16 protein-coding genes are annotated in these 20,324 nt (G+C 48.5%); 9 read left to right on the top strand and 7 right to left on the bottom strand.

Annotated features, from left to right (window positions below):
• The first annotated feature begins 337 nt into the window (after positions 1-337).
• Positions 338-532, top strand: a complete 195-nt coding sequence (locus AB1656_12835; protein MEW6236264.1) for a hypothetical protein — start codon at positions 338-340, stop codon at positions 530-532.
• Between the two features lie 29 nt (positions 533-561).
• Here the strand turns inward: AB1656_12835 and AB1656_12840 are convergent, their stop codons facing one another.
• From AB1656_12840 to AB1656_12855, 4 genes are all read right to left on the bottom strand, one after another.
• The gene (locus tag AB1656_12840; protein ID MEW6236265.1) at positions 562-3,348 is read right to left on the bottom strand and encodes a methyl-accepting chemotaxis protein; all 2,787 of its coding nucleotides are present in this window, start codon (positions 3,346-3,348) and stop codon (positions 562-564) included.
• 475 nt (positions 3,349-3,823) lie between these two features.
• Entirely contained in the window at positions 3,824-4,699 is an 876-nt protein-coding gene (locus tag AB1656_12845) for a hypothetical protein (GenBank protein ID MEW6236266.1), read from the bottom strand.
• Entirely contained in the window at positions 4,700-5,857 is a 1,158-nt protein-coding gene (locus AB1656_12850) for a DNA cytosine methyltransferase (GenBank protein MEW6236267.1), read from the bottom strand. It abuts the gene before it with no gap.
• A complete protein-coding gene (locus AB1656_12855) occupies positions 5,850-6,269 on the bottom strand; it encodes a very short patch repair endonuclease (GenBank protein ID MEW6236268.1) in 420 nt (139 codons plus the stop codon). The genes AB1656_12850 and AB1656_12855 overlap by 8 nt, the downstream gene beginning before the upstream one ends.
• A 590-nt stretch (positions 6,270-6,859) precedes the next feature.
• Between AB1656_12855 and AB1656_12860 the strand changes: the two genes are divergently transcribed.
• Positions 6,860-8,683 (top strand): methyl-accepting chemotaxis protein, encoded by a 1,824-nt coding sequence (locus AB1656_12860; protein MEW6236269.1) that lies wholly within the window; start codon positions 6,860-6,862, stop codon positions 8,681-8,683.
• 328 nt (positions 8,684-9,011) lie between these two features.
• Here AB1656_12860 and AB1656_12865 read toward each other — a convergent pair whose 3' ends face one another.
• The gene (locus tag AB1656_12865) at positions 9,012-9,143 is read right to left on the bottom strand and encodes a hypothetical protein (protein MEW6236270.1); all 132 of its coding nucleotides are present in this window, start codon (positions 9,141-9,143) and stop codon (positions 9,012-9,014) included.
• Positions 9,144-9,705: 562 nt separating this feature from the next.
• On the opposite strand from AB1656_12865, the gene AB1656_12870 reads away from it, so the two are divergent.
• The 6 genes from AB1656_12870 (at position 9,706) to AB1656_12895 (ending at position 18,146) form a co-directional block, all read left to right on the top strand.
• Entirely contained in the window at positions 9,706-10,089 is a 384-nt protein-coding gene (locus AB1656_12870; protein ID MEW6236271.1) for a BlaI/MecI/CopY family transcriptional regulator, read from the top strand.
• The gene (locus tag AB1656_12875) at positions 10,086-12,314 is read left to right on the top strand and encodes a M56 family metallopeptidase (GenBank protein ID MEW6236272.1); all 2,229 of its coding nucleotides are present in this window, start codon (positions 10,086-10,088) and stop codon (positions 12,312-12,314) included. The genes AB1656_12870 and AB1656_12875 overlap by 4 nt, the downstream gene beginning before the upstream one ends.
• Before the next feature lie 30 nt (positions 12,315-12,344).
• Positions 12,345-12,911 (top strand): prepilin-type N-terminal cleavage/methylation domain-containing protein, encoded by a 567-nt coding sequence (locus AB1656_12880; GenBank protein MEW6236273.1) that lies wholly within the window; start codon positions 12,345-12,347, stop codon positions 12,909-12,911.
• Between the two features lie 172 nt (positions 12,912-13,083).
• On the top strand, positions 13,084-13,341 hold the full coding sequence (locus tag AB1656_12885) for a hypothetical protein (GenBank protein ID MEW6236274.1): 258 nt from the start codon (positions 13,084-13,086) through the stop codon (positions 13,339-13,341).
• A 135-nt stretch (positions 13,342-13,476) separates the two neighbouring features.
• Positions 13,477-14,925, top strand: coding sequence for a glycoside hydrolase family 32 protein (locus tag AB1656_12890; protein MEW6236275.1), 1,449 nt, complete (start codon positions 13,477-13,479; stop codon positions 14,923-14,925).
• Positions 14,926-14,957: 32 nt separating this feature from the next.
• The gene (locus tag AB1656_12895; protein ID MEW6236276.1) at positions 14,958-18,146 is read left to right on the top strand and encodes a DUF6259 domain-containing protein; all 3,189 of its coding nucleotides are present in this window, start codon (positions 14,958-14,960) and stop codon (positions 18,144-18,146) included.
• Between the two features lie 39 nt (positions 18,147-18,185).
• Here the strand turns inward: AB1656_12895 and AB1656_12900 are convergent, their stop codons facing one another.
• Positions 18,186-18,830, bottom strand: coding sequence for a prepilin-type N-terminal cleavage/methylation domain-containing protein (locus AB1656_12900; protein MEW6236277.1), 645 nt, complete (start codon positions 18,828-18,830; stop codon positions 18,186-18,188).
• 307 nt (positions 18,831-19,137) lie between these two features.
• Here AB1656_12900 and AB1656_12905 point away from each other — a divergent pair, with 307 nt between their 5' ends.
• Entirely contained in the window at positions 19,138-19,971 is an 834-nt protein-coding gene (locus AB1656_12905; GenBank protein ID MEW6236278.1) for a site-specific DNA-methyltransferase, read from the top strand.
• Here AB1656_12905 and AB1656_12910 read toward each other — a convergent pair.
• On the bottom strand, positions 19,968-20,324 hold a 357-nt coding region (locus tag AB1656_12910; protein ID MEW6236279.1), incomplete at its 5' end, for a hypothetical protein. The two genes, AB1656_12905 and AB1656_12910, sit on opposite strands and share 4 nt — an antisense overlap.

Consider the following 20,324-nt stretch of genomic DNA (forward strand, 5'->3'; position numbering starts at 1 on the left):
AATAGAATAAATTATGAAAATATTTGCATATTTACATGGCTACAATCCTTGCCGCACAAAAAAGCGCAACCTCAAAAATATCCAATGGTTACGCCTAGTATTCCGATTATTTCTTTAGGAACTTCGGATTAGGAACTTCGGACTAAGACGTATATCTACGACATCAGCGACTTAACGTCGGTCGTCAAAGGATCGACGGAGCAATAAGTAATACCATTCTGCGTTAGGATTGTTGCTTATTAATTCCCTCGCCCTTTGGGAGAGGGTTAGGGTGAGGGAAATATAAGTCTAATAATATCAACCCTCACCTAACCTATCCCCATCTTGGGAGAGGAATTTGAAAAGCGACAATCTCAATGCAGATTGGTATAAGCTGCACGAATGCGCGTTGGGCGCGGCGGCGGGGCATGACGGAGACGTCATGCCCCGTTGGCTTTACAATACGGTTTCGGCTGGAATCCGCGGATGTTTTTCCCGGCAGGAAATACATATCCCTCGCTTTGCTTCTGGGAGAAGCGATGCGAGGGATTGAAGAGGGAAAAGCGAACCTTTCGAATTCTGTTACATTTCTACGAATTCTTCCGTATCTTGCTTTGACTTATTTGGCAGCGTCCGAACGGATTCGCGATAGAAATGGGATATGGTTTTTTTCCCGGTTTTGTCTTGGAGACGGCGGCTATCGTCCGTACTGATTTTGAAGCGGGAGACCATTTCCTGCAGCGCCATGGCCTGGGCGGCCAGTTCTTCGCTGGCGGAAGCGGATTCTTCGCTGGTGGAGGAATTTTGCTGGGTAACGATATCCAGTTGTTCCATGGCTATATGAATTTGGGTGGCGCTTTCCAGCTGTTCCTTGCAATTCATGTTGATTTGTTGCACCAATTCCGATGCATTCTTAATGCTGGGGACTATCGTTTGGATTAAGCTTCCCGCTTCTTCCGCTTTTCCAACGCTGTTTTTAGCTAATTCGCTGATCTCTTTGGCGGCTTGTTGGCTGCGTTCCGCCAATTTGCGAACTTCTATGGCCACTACGGCGAATCCCTTGCCCATCTCTCCCGCCCGCGCCGCTTCGATCGCCGCGTTCAGCGCCAATAAGTTCGTTTGGTCGGCGATGTCGTTGATAATCAAAATTTGATTGGCGATCTTTTTCATGGCGTCCACAGTATCGCTTACGGCGATTCCGCCTTTTTCCGCTTCGATGGCCGCTCTAGAGGATACTCCATCTGTTGTAGTAGCGCTTTCCGAGCTGCTTTGGATCGAAGAACTGAGTTGAGTGATGGCGGCGGAAGTCTTCTCTAAATTGGATGCCTGTTCCGTTGCGCCATTAGCGAGATTTTGCGAGGCGGAAGATAATTCCTCGGCGCTGGCCGCCACTTGTTCGGCGGCGGTCTGAATGTTGCTCATCACTTCATTCAAATTGGCGCGCATATCGTTTAAGGCATTCGCCAGATCGCCGATTTCGTCTTTTTGATTCAAATCGATTCGCTGCGTCAGATCGCCGGAAGCGATGGATTGAGCGAATCGCACGCCTTTCGCCAACGGCTTCGCGATGCTGCCCGCGATGAAGATCGCTACGATCGCGATCAAGACGATAAACACTCCCACGATGGATAAAACCCAGCCGGTCAATCCCAGCTGATTATTGTATCGATTCCACATGGCTAGGCTGGCGAAAGCTTCCGCCTCGTCGATCTCCGCCAGAATCGCCCAGTGGATATCGCCAAGCTGAATCGGAGCATAAGCCGACAGCACCGGATTGCCATTGTAATCGATAATGATCTTTGCGTCGGTTTTTCCGCCCAAGGCTTCCTGAGAACCCACCGTATCCACTTTTCCCTTGCTAGGATCTTTAAAGGAAGCGATAACGGCGCGGTTCGTTTTATCCAGATAAGAATCCGATCGCATCAACTTATCGCTGCCCACCAGATACGTCTCTCCCGATACGCCCATGCCGCTGCGTTCCTGCATGATTGAATTGATAGCTTCCAGTGATAGCTGCAAGGCAACGATGATTTCCGCCTCTCCATTATGCATCACCGGCTGCGCGATAAACGCCGCCGGATCGCCATTACTGGGCGCATAGGGTTCGAAATCCGCCATACCATAAGTTTTGGTTTGCAGTACGGTTTGGATTAATTTTCCCAAATTGGTGCTGCTATACTTGCCGTTGACCAGGTTGCTTTGGTAATCGGCTTCCTTGGCGACCGTATAGAAAACATAGCCGTTGGGATTGATGAGAAACAGATCGTAATAGCCGTAAGTCTCTTGGTATTTCTTGAAGAAATATTCGCCTTGCTGGTCCTTGGGACAAAAAGCCTCGGCGACGTCGATCTCGCTGATCATCGCCCATCGCACTCCGAAAACCTCCAAGGGATCGTAGCAGGACAAGACGGGATTGCCGTTGTAATCTTGAATCACGTCTTGTTTTTCCACTCCCGCCAAGGCTTCCCGGCTGGCCTGAGTATCCACTTTGCCTTTGTCTGGATTCTTGAACGAGGCTTCGACGGTATGGTTGGTTTTGTCGAGAAACGAATCCGACCGCATCAACTGGTCGGGACCGACAACATAGGATTCTCCCGTCTCTCCCATGCCTGCCCGGTCAAGCATGATGGCGTTGATTTTATCGCTCGGTATCTGGATCGCGATCGCGCCGATTCGGACGCCGGTGGCGTCTTTCACGGCGCCGGTTAGAAATGCGCTGGGCAGGTTGTTGGAGGGCGCGTAGGGCGCAAAATCGGCGAAGGCGATCTCCTGGCTCTCTGTTTTGCGGAAACTGACGGCCAAGTTGGAGTCTTTGTAAGGTCCATTGATCGTGTTGGAGCCTAGATCGGCCTCTTTGGCGACAGAATAGACCACATTGCCGTCTGAGGCGATGAGTAGAATGTCGTAATATCCCCGATCCTGCTTCATCGCCGAAAAATGCGGTCCTAGTTCCATATCCAACTGCGTCCATGCCGATCCTCCAGTTTTATTCCCTTCCTCCAGGAAAATCTTCTCGAATCGATCGATGGCCGCGGCGGTTCGGGGATCGCCGCAGAGAAACGCTAATTCCTTATGTAAGTTATTGAAGTAATCTCCAATTCGGTTCTTTTTAACTGTCTGTACAGCTTCCAATTTTTGGAACGCCTCTTGACGCAGCGTCCCCACGGTTTCCACCAAAACTTTCATGTCGCCTTCACGTTCGGCGAAGTACTTTTGAATTTGGCCTTTTTTGATATCCCGTATGGCTGTCAGTTGATTAAAAGTCTGTACATGAATGGCTTGACTCGAACTGTTGAAGGATATCCAAGCGGCCAGCGATAAAGGAAGAAGTCCTACTATGAGAAAAAGTGCGATCAACCTGGGTTTCATATTTATATTATTCAAGTTCATCATCATTCTCCCGCGATTTTCTATTTATTCTAATTTCTTTAATTCTGCCTTAATCCTTTGATTCCCCATTCTGGAGTTTTTTTTGATATCAACGTCTAATGTGAAAACTACATGCGGTAAATCCTGGATTAACTCCTTTCCCATTAAAGAGTATTTCCACAATGCTATTCTTCGCACAGCAAAAAACAGTCCAAATTAATCGATTAAAGAAAATCAGTACATTAAGAAATGCAATATTCCAATTTTGATTGGTTTGAGAAACGGAGAGCGATAAAAAATCTACTGAAGGAGGAGAATAGCCTACATTTGAAATGATTGCATTGTATCTACTAAAGATACTCGTGTATCATCGTTTGAGAATAGAGATTAAGGAATAAATATATACATATAAATTTATAGGTAATTTGATTGTCCTTAAGTTGATAATGAGAAGAAAGTTCTATTTCGATCGGAATTATCGCGCTCGGCGGATGGCGGTCCAGCCGGAAGTGGAGAACTCTTCCCCTAAGCGAAAAAATCGCGTCCGGCGTTGGACGTCGGCGCCTTCCATGCGGGTCTCGATTTGCACTTGAACGATGTCTTGCGCCAAGCCTTGGAAATTCTTCCAAAGAGTATGAAGCAATCTGACCTCTTCCAATTTCCATACGGCGGGATTGGGATTATTGCGGGGATTGGGAATACTGCGGGGGAACAAGTAGAAGCAGGGCGGCGGGACGGCGCGTCCATTGGGCAAAAGCGTCGCTCGTTCGGGATTCGCCAACTTGGGACAGGGGCGTCCTACGGTTCCACAGATCAAATCCCAGATCACGACCCCATCGATTTTCTGGCCTCGGTGAATCTCCTCAGCGCTGAGGCGGGTGTGGATGCCGGACCAGGCGTTATGCCGAGGATCGGAACCAGGATTCTGGCAAAGCGACCAAATGACGAATTCGTCGGCGTGGGGCGGACGTTCGAAGATATTGGTGTTATTGCCATCGAGGCAACCCTTCGTCTCCACAACGCTGAGCCAGCCGCCCGGCAAGACGATTTCGTAATCGTGCCGCTCTTCGTTGCCTGCGAAGGTCCAGCGTTCGATCTCGCCTTTTTGCGCCAGGAAATCGAGAATGCTCTCCATGAATCGGCGCTTGTCCGCTGTGAAGGCGGCCTGGGTTCCGCGTAATCGTTCGATAGCGCTGCGGAAAAGTCCCGAATCCCAAAAATCCTGCTCGCTCAAGCCGTGATCGCCGATGGAGGGAGCGGTCTGGATCAAAGCCTCGGCGTAAGCGGCGATGCGGTCTTTGGTTTCGGAACGCAACTCGCAGGGGATAATGGGATTTTTGGTGGAGGTCATTCAGGCCGCCTCCGTCAGGCGCTTATCCGCCTGGATAAGACGGCGCAACAAATGTTTCTCCAGCCAGGAGACCACGGGAACGGCGAGGCCGTCGCCCATGAGGTGGTAGGCTTCATTGTAATTGTCCGGCAGCTTATAGGCGTCGGGAACACCCATAAGACGCGCCGCTTCGCGGGCGGAGAGAAGTCGGGATTGAATGCGATCGCCTTCGACGAGGAGAATGATCTGGCGGCTGGAGCCGCCCGCTGGAGTGCGCAGGCAGCCGCTGATTTGATCGAAACGCGCTTCGGCGCGTTGCTCCATGCGCCCGTCGCCGCCAAAGCGGGTGCGCCGATAAACGGTTCCAATGATGCGTCGGCCTTGGGATTGGGCTTGATGGACCTTGGCGATATTGATTTCGGACATCATATCCAATAGCCGCTGAGTTTCCGCAGGCGTATGCCAGGGCGCATCCGGCGGACGATCTTCGATAAGATCCGCGAGTTGGATGGAGCGGGGCGGCGGTTCGGGCAGCCGCCACCAGAGCCAATCGTTTCGCCGGTCCGGCGGCAAGGTTTGACGGATTTTTTCCAATGATTTCCCATGCCACATATCGCAAGGCTCTTGGTTATGCATCCGGTTTGGAAGCGCGATATTCTTGTCGAAGGCGACGATGAAAAGCCGAGGCCGCGATTGGGGCAGAAAATGAACAGCGTCCATAATCAGGGGACCTACGCGATAGTCTTCGTCGTTCAATACTCCGAAAAGAGTGTGGAAATCACGTCCCGAATTGGACGTGATGGCGCCAACGACGTTTTCCAGGACGATAATAGGAACGCGGCGGCCGCTGTTCGACATGGATTTCATAAGATTCCAAAAAGGCCAAAAGGTTCCGCTGCGCCGTCCATTAAGCCCCCCGCGCTCGCCCGCGAGAGAGAGATCCTGGCAGGGGAAGGAGGCCCAAGCCAGATGGGGGCGGCCGGGAAGGTCGGCGAGAGTGATGCGCGCTACATCCTTGGCGAGCATTTCTCCATTTTCGGGGAAATTGCGGCGGTAGGCTTGCGCTTTCTTTTCGGAATTGTCGTTGGCGAAGAGGCATCGCCATTGGCGTCCGAGTCCCAGGCGGGCCATGCCGCCTCCTGCGAAGAATTCATAGAAACCGTATTTCTTATTAGGCATCCGCACCGGCTCCCAAGAAACGGCGAATTCGTTTTTTCAGCACTTCGGTTTTCTTGATCTGGCATTCCCAAATCACCATAATCCCCCAGCCCATTTTACGCAATCTCCGGTAATGGGATCGGTCGCGGGTTTTGTTTTTTTCCAGTTTCGGCAGCCAGTAATCTTTGTTGGAAGCGGGGCGGTTCCGTCCCGCGCGGCATTGATGGCCATGCCAAAAACAGCCGTTGACGAAAATCGCTTTGCGGTATTTGGGAAAAACGAGGTCGGGCTTGCCCGGTAGATCGGCGCGATGTAAACGGTAGCGATAGCCCATGCTATGAACCAGGCGCCGCACGACCCATTCGGGCTTGGTGTCCTTGCTGCGCACGCGGGACATCGTTTGTCTGCGTATGTCGGGGGTAAGGTTGTCCATGATATTTATTTTGTCACTAAATTTTGTTCTCCTGCCCTCTTACCGAGCTGTACTCAAAAGTCGGATGAATTATTCAAGAGAGGAGCATTGTCTTTATTTCCCATTATGTTATTGAATCGCGAAAGCTCGAAAAGGCTCGAATTTCGTGAAATTTTCGAATCGCGAATATCACGGATTCTTTTGGTTTACACAGAAAAGCCATTTTTGCGTCGCGATCCATTGCGCCAACTGTTTTTCTGGATTTTTTTCGTGTTTATTTTTTTTATTTCGTGTTTTCGCGATTCAACACTACGATCATTATAGACTTCTCTAACTTGTTATTGCTTGCGCTTAACGTAAGTTATTAATTGGAAACAATATAACAAACGGTTTTCCAAGATAAAACCTCTTTCCATATTCATGTTCACATTCCGATGGGGAATCCCCTCGATAAAAATCCCATTCCGCCGGAAACATAAATCTTTCACTCTTTACTCAGATTTTTTTTTCTGATGAAGTGGTTTTTTTATTCCTGATGGAATAAAATAAAGATAATACAGTCAAAATTTTATTCGATCCTGCAATACGCTCTACTCTTGAAAGGGGAAAAAATGAAACTCAACATCCGCAACAAATTCCTTCTCGTCGTCCTACCCGTTCTCATCATCTCCTTATCGGTTACCGGTTACTTTTCCTACAACGTCGCCAAAAACAGCGTCCTCGATCAGGAGAAACAATCGATGGCGGATAAGGTGGATCAAGTGGAGCGAACCCTCGATTCCTGGTTTCAAGTCCGTTTGAAAATCGCCATTTCCATGAGCAAAGATTCCGACCTGATCGCGGCTTGCGCAGGTCAAAATCTAGAAGCCGCCGCCGCCCGGCTGCTTAGCCTATATAAAGACGTCGGCAGTTATGAAAACGTCATCTTGATGGACACGCAGGGAGTAATCCTTATATCCGCCGTGGATCCGGAAAAAGCGAAGGGAATTCGCGTCGCGGAGATACCCGCCTATACCATTAATATCCAGGAAGCCCAAAAAGGCAATCCGTTTATAGGCGACATCGCGCTTTCTCCGGTAACGGGACGAGCCGTCTCACTCATTACAACGCCGGTTTTGAACAAAGGCGAATTCGTCGGAATCGTGGGAACGCCGGTGGAATACGGCGATTTTTCCAATGAATTCGTCTCGCCGGTGAAGATTGGAAAGGAAGGGTATGTCTATATCTTGAAAAAAGACGGCGTAACAATATCGCACCCCGTGAAGGAAAACATAATGAAACTGAATCTTACCGATTACGATTTCGGCAAAACCATCGTACAACAACGCAATGGAACGATCGAGTATCCCTGGCAGGGACAAGACAAAATCGCCATTTTTAAGGAATATCCCCTAAAACAATGGATCATCGCTTCTTCGGCGACCATGGACGATTTTCTCAGACCTGTCCATGCGATAAGAACCATCTCAATTCTCGTTTCCATCATCAGTATAGCCATCGCCATTATCATCCTGCTTTATACGACTAACCAAATCGTTACGCCATTGCTGGCGGGCGTCGATTTCGCCCAAACCGTCGCCCAAGGGGATTTGCGAGGCCGTTTGACGGTGAATACGAAGGACGAAATCGGCGTTTTGGGAAATGCGCTTAACGATATGGCCGATAATATCACTCACCTGATTCAGGAAATCCAAAACGCCGTCGAACAAGTCGCTTCCAGTTCCGAACAATTGTCCGCCTCGGCGCAGAGTTTAGCCAATACCTCCACGGAACAAGCGGCCAGTTTGGAAGAAACCACGGCATCCATCGGCCAATTGACCGGCTCCATCGAAAAGAACGCCCAAAACGCGTCGACGGCGAACGAATCGACTCGCCGCGCCGCCAGCGAAGCGGAACAGGGAGGGGGCGCCGTGATGGAAACGGTGGAAGCCATGAAGAAAATCGCCGCGCAAATTTCCATCGTCGACGATATCGCCGACCAAACCAACCTGCTGGCGTTAAACGCCGCCATCGAGGCGGCGCGGGCGGGAGAGATGGGCAAAGGCTTCGCCGTAGTCGCTGTGGAAGTGCGAAAACTGGCGGAACGCAGCCAATTGTCCGCCAAAGAGATCAGCCGCCTGGCTCAAGACAGCGTAAAAAGGGCGGAAGAAGCGGGAAATCGCATCCAGAAGGTCGTTCCAGCTATAAAAGAAGCATCAAAAACCGTTGCTGGAATTACGGACGCTTGCAACCAACAATCCAGCGAAGCCGAACAGATCATGCATGCCGTCAAAGAATTGGAACAAGCGACGCAGCAGAACTCGGCCACTAGCGAAGAATCCGCCTCCGCCAGCGAAGAACTCGCCTCTCAAGCGCAATTGTTGAACGAATTGATCAGCCGGTTCCATGTCCGAAAAGAAGCGAAAGTTCAATCCAATCGTGCGCTTCTGACATGATCCCCCCATATGCGGCATCGAACTTGAAAACAGGGATTATTCACGATGGACAAGAGATTAGTTAAAGAAATTCAGCGACTTATGGAATAGGTTTCTCTCTTTTTTGGCGATAAGGATGCCATTGCGCAACATTAATAAAAACAAGGATTAATATTCTAATACCCGTTGCCAATTGCTGTTTTTAGGTTGAAAAGAAGAAAGGGCGCCAACGTTATAGCGCCCTTTTTTTTCTTAAGCCATTCCGGAATGATATTCTTGTTCTTCTCAAAGCATCGCTCGAAATGCTCATCTTTTCCCTATGAAAAGAAAAACGCTATCGAGATCGTTCTCAGTCGGCGCCGTACCCTTCGAGATCGTATTCTCTCATTAAGTCATACCACGTCATCGAATCCGCCTCTTCTTCAAAAATCACTTCACGGTCAACCGCTTCTTCTACTTCTGCAATCGCTAAAATGCTCATCTGAATCCTCCAAGGATGGGATTTTTTTTAACTATCTCAATTTGATATCAAGAAGAATGCCAAAATGTAAGTGCCTGATTTTTAGCAATATAGAAAAATTCTGACTGATCTTTGCTGTTTCAAAAACGAGAATAATCCGTCCCACATTTCACTATCTACCCATTTTTTGTTCCATATTGACACGGTGCAAGGCCATACTAAAACTGTGTAAAATAAATTGTATCGATTTTGCGACAAAATTATATAAATATAAAATCGCCGGCTTGAAAATGTCACCAACTCCAACTTCTATGATCGATAAATTTTTTTCTTTTCGAAGTCGAACAGGGAGACAATTTCATAATCATCCTCGAATCATGGCTGTATTTCTGCTTATTCAAGTTCGTTCGGCTCCATTCCGCCAGAATATACGCATATCTTAATTAAATTTTACTCCTGAGGATGACTAGTTGCTTGACAGATCGATTTGGGATACTATATAGTTATATTTTTAAAAAAAAGAAATGGAGGCATCTTTCATTTTGAAAGATAGGGCGTTGACATGACGCTCTAAAACGCGAATATGAATCGACCACGAAATACCATTTTAACCGAATGGGAAACGACGTTAATGAATGTCATCTGGCAGCAGGATGAAATCACGGCCAACGATATTCAAGATGTCCTTGATTCTCAAGGAACTCCGCGCAGCAATTCGGCCATTCGCACGACGCTCGCCGCCATGGAAAGAAAAGGCTATTTGTCGCATCGCACGGACGGACGCACGTTTTACTACTCGGCGAATATCCAGCGGCGCTTCGCCGAAAATACGGCGCTCTCTTATGTTCGCGACGTTTTCTTCCACGGCTGCACCCCCTCGATGATCCTGCGCTTGATGGAAGAGGATAAAATCACGCTCAAAGAATTGGAGACGATGCGGAAACACTTGAATATCAATCTTGAATGAATTCGATTCGCGACACGCTATCGTTTCTTCTGCCTCTGTGGGCGAACCATATCGTTCCTTTGCTTGTTCCGTGGTCTCTAGCGGCGGTGCTTTTTATTTTTCTGGCGGAGAGGCTTCATCGGCTAACGCAAACGAACGATTTATCGCTGCAAAACCGGCTATGGCGCGCGGCGATCGTTTCATTTTTCTGTCTGCCCTTTTTGCAAGCTTGCCATATCTCTTTTATTTCCATTCCCCTCTCGTCCCGTTATTACCAACTTTTCGCCGGCTCATGGTTTAGAATAACGGTTTATGTAGCGGGGATTGTTTATATAATGGGTTTATGGATACCCTTAAGCCGCCTGATATTGAATGGGAAGGATATTTTTCTTCTGCTGCGCGCCGCCGTTCCTTGCCGAACTCCGAATATTCATTTCCTCTTGCATGAGGAAGCGACGCGGTTGGGAATCAAGGGTAAAATCCACATCCGAATCGTGGACATCGATTGTTCGCCCGCCGTCGTTTATACTTTAAAAACCTATATTGTCTTGCCCCGTTTTTTGCTCCATCAGTATTCTCCCAGCGATATTCGTCTCGTCCTCATTCACGAATTGACTCATATCCGTAATAATGATCGGTTATTCTGGATTTTATTATGGTCGATGGAAACGCTGTTGTGGTTTGTCCCCGGAATTCATGTCTTGCGTTATCGTTTCAATGAGGCTGCCGAAACCCAATGCGACAACGAAGCCGTGAAAGCATCCAGCGCCAAAAAAGAATACGCCGCTCTTTTCTATCGCCTATCGCAAAGCCTTTATCAGTCAGCCTATGCGGAAGGCATGGCCCATTTTTCCCAGAAGAATGCGGCGTTGCGCCGTTTTCAGCGCATTCTTTCCCTCGAGGAAGGCGCTTTGGAATCCACTTCAATGGCCCATCGTTTTTTAACGATCCCTTGTTTCGTTCTGTTGTTGTTTCTGCTGGGCGGATTGCAAATTACCGCCACTCCCAACAAGTTGCGCAGCGAGTCCGCCGATATCCCCACTGTGGTATTGAACAATATCGTCCTAACGCAAACCTTTCCAGAAACAGCTATGCCGGATCCTGCAGCCATTTGCCCGATAGATGCGCCAAAGGTTGGTAATGTGATATACGCGGGTGGGGCTTACTGGTATTTAAACACGGAATCGAATGGCATTGCGGAAATCGTTGGATGGTCTTTCGATAAAATAAATACGCAATTCAAACAGGCCGGCAAGCTAACGCTGCCTTATCATCCTATCGTTTCCAATCAACCGATCGATTACAACGCCGTCTCTTATGCGTTGTTATATGGCGGCGGCGATTATCTTATCGTAACAGGAATTGATTCAAACAATCTCGTCACTCTGAAAACGAATATCTCCAAAGCGAATTCCTATGGCGGAATAGTCATCGTTGATGTTTCCAATCCTTTGAATCCCAAAATCGCCGCCCATATCGGCGGCGTTTTAGCGCAGGTTGCGGCCAACCAAGACCATCTTCTTCTTGCTCTTTTATCTACTATAAAAGAAGACGATTGGGGGTATTGCCGATCCAACGAAATCGTTGCTTTCGATATCAAGAATATTTACGCCCCCCAAGAGTTATGGCGAACACCTTCGCCAGACAATAAAGAAGGCATTTATGCCGCCGATTTCTCTCCCCGCGACCCATCCATCCTTTATATAGGCGTTAATAGCGATCTATTTCTATATAAAATCGATCAAAAAGAATTTCGTCTCCTATCTTGCTGGAAATTCGGCGATGCAACTAGCTTTATAAACTTTATAAAAGCGTATAACGATTACCTTTTTCTGGTTACATCTTCCCTTCAGGGTATTCCATTTCAAAATACTATGGCAAATGTATGTTTGCGATCGATACCTCTAATAAAACCGGACGAAGCGTCCCTTTTGTACAAACTGCCAATCGTCAATCCTAATTCAACGAGCATCACTTTCTACGGCTGCACTTATGAGAACAGCCGCCAGATGCTGACATATATTCTTGGAAGCGCCGAAGGAATCTATTTGAGCCAAGTGAATCATGAAGGTCGAATCCAGCCTCTGGCTTGTTATCCATTAAAGAATTACCAATTCCCCCTGTTATGGATGGAAGAATTTATCGCCATCGGGATCAATCCTATTTATCTCTATCCCGCCGCTTCTTTCCATTTCGACGCCGATGTACTCAACTGGGATGCTTACGGCCATAACGCGCCGCGATAAGCCGCCGCTTTGACATGCGAGGCCGCCATTATGAAAGCATTTATTCGAACGGATATAGAAAAAGGTTATACTTTGATCGAGTTGCTAGTAGTCACGGCGATTATCGGCTTGTTATCGATAATCGCCATTCAACAATTCCTCAACGCCAAAATTCGCGCTGACGTTTGTCGAGTGATCGCCGATTTCAAAGCTGTGGCTTCCGCTTTAGAAATGTACCATTGCGATCACAATATTTACCCCATCAATCCGCCGCGACTCATAACAAATTCCGCGCGTTATATTAAGGATATAAACGAACTCACTACTCCAATTTCATACATCCAAAATTTGCCGCTAAGTCCTTGGGATGGGAAAAGGAGTCTTGCAAATTATATTCGAGAGCAGAAACAAAATATCCGAATGCAAGAAGATATCGTTATTCCTCCCGACTATATTTATCTTAACATCGATATATACAATATACCCAACGATGGTTTTTGTTTGTCAAGCAAGGGACCTTCCGGCCTAACCTATTTTGGACATAACTATCATCCTTCGAATGGACTTTTGAGCCAGGGGCAAATCGCGGCCTGTTCCAGCAGAACGAGCAAGATTTAGAATAGCCGCTCATTGGATTCCTTTTTTCCATCCTAAATATTTCCGCCACTCTTTTATAAAGCCTGCTTGCAAAACAATCGCTCCGCAATACCCGATTTTAAATGTAATATTCTTCAATACTTTCCGTTATACTGCTATAACTGCCGAACATTTCAGATGAAGGAGATTTTTCATGTTGACGATCATCATCTACGCGATCTTACTGTTCGTTTATTTCACCTGGCTGGGCGAATGCCTGAAACGCCTGCCTTGCGATTTGGGGCTGATTAAAGAATACTCCCAGGAAAAAAATTGGAGCGATTTCGGAATCGAGATTCTCGTCTTCGTTGTCATATGGGCGCTGTGCATAATCCCTCTCGTCGTCTTTGTTCCGAGAATCGTAAGCGGTTATTCGGCCATTGCGGAACTTTTCTCGTCTTTCCGTTTTTAAATGGGGAAAAAAGCGTCTCTCGGCGGAGGACGCATATGAGGGACGCACCTGCGATTCGAACGCTATATCCGTTTCCCGCGAAATGTTATGATTTCATCTGCGATCAATTCCATTCAACCTTAAGGGAGATTTTTCATGAAACGTCTCGTGAGCCGGATTTTATTCTTTGCCATTGTCCTCGCCGCCTATGGTTTTCATTCGAACGCGGAAAACTCCATCGGCTACTACAACGAACCCTTGCGCCCGCAATATCATTTCACCGCCAAGAAAAATTGGCTCAACGATCCGAATGGATTGGTCTTTTACAAGGACGAGTATCATCTCTTCTATCAACACAATCCCTTCGAAAACGAATGGGGCTTCATGCACTGGGGACACGCCGTCAGCGGCGATTTGGTTCATTGGAAGCATCTTCCCATCGCCATCGATCCCGACGATGGATCTAAGGACAAAGCCAAGTGCACCGCCTTTTCCGGCAGCGCCGCCATCGATGAAAACAACTCATCCGGTTTGCAAAAAGGCGGCGAGAAAACGCTTGTCGCCTTCTACACCAGCTGGCAATGCGGCCAGCGCATGGCTTACAGCAACGACGGCGGACGCACCTGGACGAAATACGAAGGCAATCCTGTTATTCCCCTCGCCAACGACGACGCCCGCGATCCCCGCATCTTTTGGCATAAGCCATCCCAACAATGGGTCATCGCCCTCTATCGGCGTCCTGATAACGATGAATCGAAAAACGGCGTCTCTTTTTACGTTTCCTCTAACCTCAAACAATGGCGATGGACCAGCCACATCGTGGGCTTCTTCGAATGCCCCGACATCTTCGAACTTCCCATCGTTGGAGAAAAAGAGGCGGCGAAATGGATCCTGCTGGGAGGCAACGGCGAATATATGATCGGCTCGTTCGACGGCCAGGAATTCCATAAAGAGAGCGGCAAATACGTTCTAGATTACGGCGCTAACTTCTACGCTTCGCAAACCTGGAACGGCATTCCCGAAGCCGATGGACGGCGGATTCAAATCGCCTGGATGAGCGGCGGGAAATATCCCGATTCTCCTTTTAACCAGCAAATGTCCTTCCCCTGCCAACTCACGCTGCGCCATACGGAAGAAGGTTTGCGAGTCTATCGCGAACCAGTGGAAGAGATCGCCAGCCTCTATGAGAAAACGCAGGAATGGAAGCAAGAAAAACTCGCTCCCGGAAAGAATCTCTTGTCGAGCATCAAAGGAGACTTGTTCGATATCCAGGGAGAATTTTCCCTGCAAAACGCGGCGCAGCTGGGCTTCCGCGTCAGAAAAGGCAAGGATTCCGAAGGATTCCCTATCGTCTATGACGCAAAAAAAGCGGAACTCTCCTGCTTGGGAAAAACAGCGCCATTGAAGCCGGTTGATGGCAGGATTAAGTTGCGCATCCTCTTGGATAGATCCTCCATCGAGGTATTCGGCAACGGCGGCCGCATCGCCATGTCTTCCTGCTTCGTCCCCGGCAAGGGTGAAGAGTTGGAGATTTTCGCGCAAGAAGGCGAGGCGGAAATCGTTGAACTCGTTGTCAATAAACTGAAATCCGCCTGGCGGGAGTAAGAGCGCGCCGCCGCGCCGTCTTTGGAAATATTATGAAATTTCAAATAACTCTCATATTGATCGCCGTACTTTTTTTCACTGCCCCCGCTTATGGCGCAGCGCACAGCCACCCTTGCGAAGAAGGTTGGACTTTCCAAGACGTCGAAGCCCAGGATTGGGAGCCGACCTTGGGCCAAGGCGCATTGAGCATGAAAGATGGCGTTCTTTCCGCCTTCGCCGTCGCCAATTCTACGGCGCAATGGACGCTGACGGCAGAACCGGCGTGGGTGTATCAATTCCCCTTGTTGAAAATGAAATATCGCGCGCGCGGCGTTGCCAATGGGGCGTCCCATCCCTTGCTGCGCATTCGCCCCGGTTCGATCGGACCGGTTACGCCGGGAGCGAAGAATATGGAAAATCCCTTTGCCCGCGCTGGGGAAGCCACTGTTTCCCCCGCTCCCGACTCATTGCTCGACGGCGAGATACACGAACTCGCTGTCTCTGTCGTTCCCCCTATCCAGACGCGCCAGATCGATCAAATCGTCCTGACGATTCAAACCGGCGATCAACCCGCCGCGCTGGAAATATTCGATCTCTCTTTTCACGATCCCCATGCGCAGGGAAATCGAATCATCTCCTGCCAAAATCTCATCGCCGCCGCATCGGATAAACTGGAAGCGGCGTTTTTATCGATTGCCCCATCGGACCTATCGTTAGATATTCTCGCTGCTTCCTTTCCGCAGTCGCCGGAGATTCAATGCGCTTCCATTCCTTTTCATTTAAATGAATCCAAAACCGTTGCGTATACCCGGCTGGCGCAGCGCGATTCCATCCGCCTAGCTGTTAATAGAAAATGCCGCGAAATCTTTCTGCTGCTTTCCTGTTATCTCGCGGGAACGGACGGCGCGTTCAGTTTCAAACCCCGCACGGAAATCGTCCAACCGGAACGCCTAATCGTTATCAAGCATTATGCGGATGGAAGCGTGGAACGCTCTTTTCCCTTTAACCTGAATCGACGGGAATATTCCGTAACGGCCCAGACATTGTGCGCTTATCTCATCCCCGCCGATCCCGGCAAGGAACTAGAGAGCGTCGCCATCGAAGAATGGATGCCCTACGGCCAAATCTTTTTGGCGGCAGCGACGCTCAACAGCGGCGATGCGTGGGCGCAGTTGCCGCCGAACGATTTTCCTTTCAGTCTGCCCGCCGCATCTGAAGCTTCATCCGCACCGCCGAAACTGACTGTGGAAAACGACCGGAAATACGTCATCGAAAACGATATTTACCGCGTCGAGATGAATTCCGCCGCCGGGCTATGCGTCGATTCGATGCATTATAAATTGGGAAATATAAATATTCTGCCCGCCTCCTCGCCTTTGTTTTCCTTCTCGGCGGGCGGCCAGACGCTTTCCTCCAATCAATTGGATTTGCAGTCGTACAAAGTGAAGTCCGACGGCGTTGAATTCGTCTTACGGACAAAAGACGAAGCCTATCCCCTGCAATTCACGGTCGACGTTCAATCCGGAACCCATCCCGAATTGCGGCTTACGCTTCAGGCGGAAAACCTGGGATATGCGCCGCAAAGTTTGCGTCTGCTTTTTCCCGATCTGCGCGGAATTCGCTTGAGCGGCGATCCGGCGGAGGATTATTATTTCTTCCCTCGTTCCCGCGCCGCCCAGGGACGCCGTCCCATCCGCATGATGGGCGTCCATTCGGGCGAATTTCCCTTGCAATTTTTTGACGTTTATTCCGAATCGCTGAACGCGGGATTGGCGCTGCACACGCGGGATTCGCAATCGGTCTTAAAGCGCTTTCGCTACGATAAAAGAAGCGATGGCTCGTGGATGGGCGTGGAATACGGCTTTTTCGCGCCCATCGCACTGGCGCCGAAAGAGACATTCCAACCGCCAACGGCGGTTTTGGAATTCCATCAAGGCGATTGGCGCGCGCCGTTTCGAACATACAAACAGTGGCTTGGCGAATGGCGTCTACCGCAATCCAAAGCGCGCGGCGCATTGAAGAACGTTTTCATCTGCCGCCGCGATTATCCCATCGGCGGAACCGGCTATCTGTTCAACGATCGCCAGGGCGCCTATACGCTCGACCGCCTTATTGCCGAATCGCGCCAGGCGTTGGGCGGCGTCGATATGATCGATATTTCGGGATGGGCTTATTCGGAGCAATATGGCCGCGTAGGCGAGTATCGCCGCTACGAATTGGGCGGCTTGGAAAATTTGCGCGCCGAGACGGAGAAGAGCCAAACGCAGCATATTCCTGTTGGGCTTTATTTGGAGGGATACCTCGTCGATCCCCGCTCGCCAATTGGGCGCGAGCACGACGCGGAATGGAGCATCGTCGATAAAGAGGGCAAGCCCAAAACCTGGGCGGGCAACGAGGAGATGTTCATGGATTCCTACCTTCCCGCCTGGCGCGATTTCATGAGCGAAACCCTCTCGCAAGTGGCGCAAGAGACCGGCGCCGCCGCTTTATATATGGACGAATACGGCTTCGCCGACGAAGGCAAGGCCTGCTATTCGCCCAACCACGGCCACCCCATCGGCGCGCATCCCCTGCATGGCGAGCTGGGGATGCTGCGCCAGGTTCGGCAAGCGCTGAACCGGTTGGATCGCCCTCCGGCGCTGTATATCGAACAGACGCCCAACGATGTTGCCTCGCAATATGTAGACGCCGCGTTCAGTTATTCGATGGCGGGCGGCGGAGATTTCGACAGCCCCGTCAAACTCGATCTGTTCCGCTTTGCGTTTCCCGATTTCAAGGTCATCGAACTCTTTCATCCCGGCATCGATCCGCGCGGCGCCAGCGCCGAAGACGCCAAACTCTGCTTCTTCCAAGGCAAGGCGATGTGGCTCAAAGGACGGGCGAAATCCTGGTACAGCCGCGAATTCCGCCAATTCCTCCAACAAGCCTATCGCCTATACCATGAACATGAAGAGGCTTTCGCATCCAACGATGTCGAGCCGCTGATCCCCACGCTGCAACGCGGCCTCTACGCCAACCGCTTTTCCTCGGAGCAGGAAGACATCGTCATGCTCTACAACGCCGATTATCAAACCATTCAAGGCGATTTGTTATCCTGGGACAGAGATCGCCGAGAGGCAGCGAATCTGATGGGAATTGTAGATTTTTCCAGTTTGGCGGAGGGAAATAACGTAGTAATTTCGGGAAGCGTTGGACCGCATGGAGTGGGGTGCGTCCAGTGGATAAAAAGGAATAGGGAATAGAATGATCTATGATTGAATATCATATCGAATCAGCGCATTCTAAGATTCCGGTTCGGGAATTCCCGGTTTGCCGTCAACTTCCTTGCAATATTCCGACGGTTTTCCTATGCGGAATTTATGGATATCGCCGTCGCTGATCAAACCGTTGGATGGAGAATAACGGTAAATGTAAGAAAAAGGATAGTCCCAAAGCAAATCGGAATCGCGATGGCGATTCTTGCATCGTTCTTCCCGCGTATATTCGCCGATATTAGCGTCTGGACCGATGCTTGTAAGCGCCCAATCGTGAATTTCATTGAGAGAAAATTTTACCTGCCAACATCGATTGTAATCGTAAAGCAAAGCGTTTCCCGTTATGTTTTTTTCAACATTTCTTTTTGATCGAAAGGGATCGATAAAACTGCCAGGAGATAGATAACTTACTGGGGTGGTAAATTGAGCTAACATTTTATCATTATTGCAAAAATAATCTTGGTTCCGAATAGTAGTAAAAATAGGAAAGTCGCCATGATCGGCAAAGTACATTTCAATTGCAATGCTGATCGCGTTAAAATCCGATTGCACTTTGGCTAGATTGGCTTTAATCCAGGCGTTGCTGAAGTTGGGCAGCGCAATGACGGCCAGAACGCCGATAATGCCTACGACAACCAACAATTCCAGCAGGGTGAAGGCTTCTTTTTTCATGAGTCCCCTCCCATTACGCGAGAATTACTAAATATACTTTACTCACATCGAAACCGCGAATGCGTTTATTTAGGTAAAAATTTGTAAAACATCTTTCTTTCTCCAAGATTGCGCCTTTCGAATCATTTCCTGCATAAATCCCGTCAAATATTTGATTTATGCAATGAGACGGCGCATCCGCAAAAATTTATTTACAAACTATAATTACTAGATTTTTATGCGCTTACGGATATTATATTCTATTTAAAGTCCACTTTTTGCCACTTTTTCTCTAAATAAGAGGAAACAATTTTCTTGGAGATAAAAAGTGGCTATCACAGCAAAAATAAATATCCCTCGCATATCAATTATCCAGAACGGTGATATCTTTCAATTAGGTCGGCATCGTCTAATGTGTGGAGACTCTTCAAATCTACATGAATTCAATAGTCTGATTGGGAAAAGGAAAATCAAACTTGTATTTGCAGGACCACCGTACTTTAACCAACGCAAATATTCACACTGGAATACCTATGAGTCTTATCTTTTAAGCATGAATGCTGTAATTGAAAATTGCGTCAGATTTACTTCAATGCCAAGCATACATGCGTGGCAAATAGGGAGAGGATATTCAGAGCATCAAGACCATGCTTCTCATATGTCTGTTTTATTGAGCAAAAACGGACTGAATTTTCAAGACTCCTTTGCGTGGATAAAACCGGGAGCAAACTATTCTATCAAACGATCATGCCACATCCGAACTAACGGAATATATTATCCTGCCTTTCAATGGGAAACCATTCTAGTTTATCGTACCAGCGGGAATATGCCGCGCATGGATTTACCAGAACAAGACTATATGGCGAAACACCATACAGATGTTTGGCCAATTCATTGGGTTACTCATCAAATGAAAAGATGGGGGCGCCCTTCTGTTTGTCCGGAGGAAATTCCTCGTCGATGCATCTACGCTTATACATCGAAGAAAGACTGGATGCTCGATCCATTTGGGGGATATGGAACAACGATGATAACAGCGGAAAGATATGGGCGGAATTGCCTCCTGATGGAGAAAAATCCGGAATACTGCAAGATTATTATCAATCGGTGGATAAAAGAATTCAATAAAACAGTCAAATGCATTAAAAATATATATTATTAAAGTGGACAAACGCATTTCCCTAAATTGCATAACAGATTCACCGCTTTTACTACATCCATGTTCTCCATACAAAGACTGATGGTCAAATCTGGCTTCTGAGAACGTATCGCGGCGATCAGCGCCGAGTAGATTTTGATTCGCATTTCGGGTGAATACCGCATTCGGCCATCCTCGGAAGGATGCCTGGATAGATTTCGTTGAATAGAATTGTTAGGAGATATCTTTTGATTCATTAAGGATTGGGCAGTTTTATAGGAACAAATCCCACCCAGCGTGATGCGTTGCAGGTTTATTTTTTTCAATAATTCCGTGATAAATTGTTCATATACCTCTTGCCAGTGATCGATTGGAAT

It is taken from the genome of Candidatus Omnitrophota bacterium, from assembly GCA_040755155.1.
Lineage (GTDB): Bacteria > Hinthialibacterota > Hinthialibacteria > Hinthialibacterales > Hinthialibacteraceae > JBFMBP01.

What these genes read in the sequence shown, in the direction of transcription:
- AB1656_12840 (MEW6236265.1), bottom strand. Translation starts at nt 3,348, where the DNA reads ATGAAACCCAGGTTGATCGCACTTTTTCTCATAGTAGGACTTCTTCCT.
- AB1656_12845 (MEW6236266.1), bottom strand. Translation starts at nt 4,699, where the DNA reads ATGACCTCCACCAAAAATCCCATTATCCCCTGCGAGTTGCGTTCCGAA.
- AB1656_12850 (MEW6236267.1), bottom strand. Translation starts at nt 5,857, where the DNA reads ATGCCTAATAAGAAATACGGTTTCTATGAATTCTTCGCAGGAGGCGGC.
- AB1656_12855 (MEW6236268.1), bottom strand. Translation starts at nt 6,269, where the DNA reads ATGGACAACCTTACCCCCGACATACGCAGACAAACGATGTCCCGCGTG.
- AB1656_12860 (MEW6236269.1), top strand. Translation starts at nt 6,860, where the DNA reads ATGAAACTCAACATCCGCAACAAATTCCTTCTCGTCGTCCTACCCGTT.
- AB1656_12865 (MEW6236270.1), bottom strand. Translation starts at nt 9,143, where the DNA reads ATGAGCATTTTAGCGATTGCAGAAGTAGAAGAAGCGGTTGACCGTGAA.
- AB1656_12870 (MEW6236271.1), top strand. Translation starts at nt 9,706, where the DNA reads ATGAATCGACCACGAAATACCATTTTAACCGAATGGGAAACGACGTTA.
- AB1656_12875 (MEW6236272.1), top strand. Translation starts at nt 10,086, where the DNA reads ATGAATTCGATTCGCGACACGCTATCGTTTCTTCTGCCTCTGTGGGCG.
- AB1656_12880 (MEW6236273.1), top strand. Translation starts at nt 12,345, where the DNA reads ATGAAAGCATTTATTCGAACGGATATAGAAAAAGGTTATACTTTGATC.
- AB1656_12885 (MEW6236274.1), top strand. Translation starts at nt 13,084, where the DNA reads ATGTTGACGATCATCATCTACGCGATCTTACTGTTCGTTTATTTCACC.
- AB1656_12890 (MEW6236275.1), top strand. Translation starts at nt 13,477, where the DNA reads ATGAAACGTCTCGTGAGCCGGATTTTATTCTTTGCCATTGTCCTCGCC.
- AB1656_12895 (MEW6236276.1), top strand. Translation starts at nt 14,958, where the DNA reads ATGAAATTTCAAATAACTCTCATATTGATCGCCGTACTTTTTTTCACT.
- AB1656_12900 (MEW6236277.1), bottom strand. Translation starts at nt 18,830, where the DNA reads ATGAAAAAAGAAGCCTTCACCCTGCTGGAATTGTTGGTTGTCGTAGGC.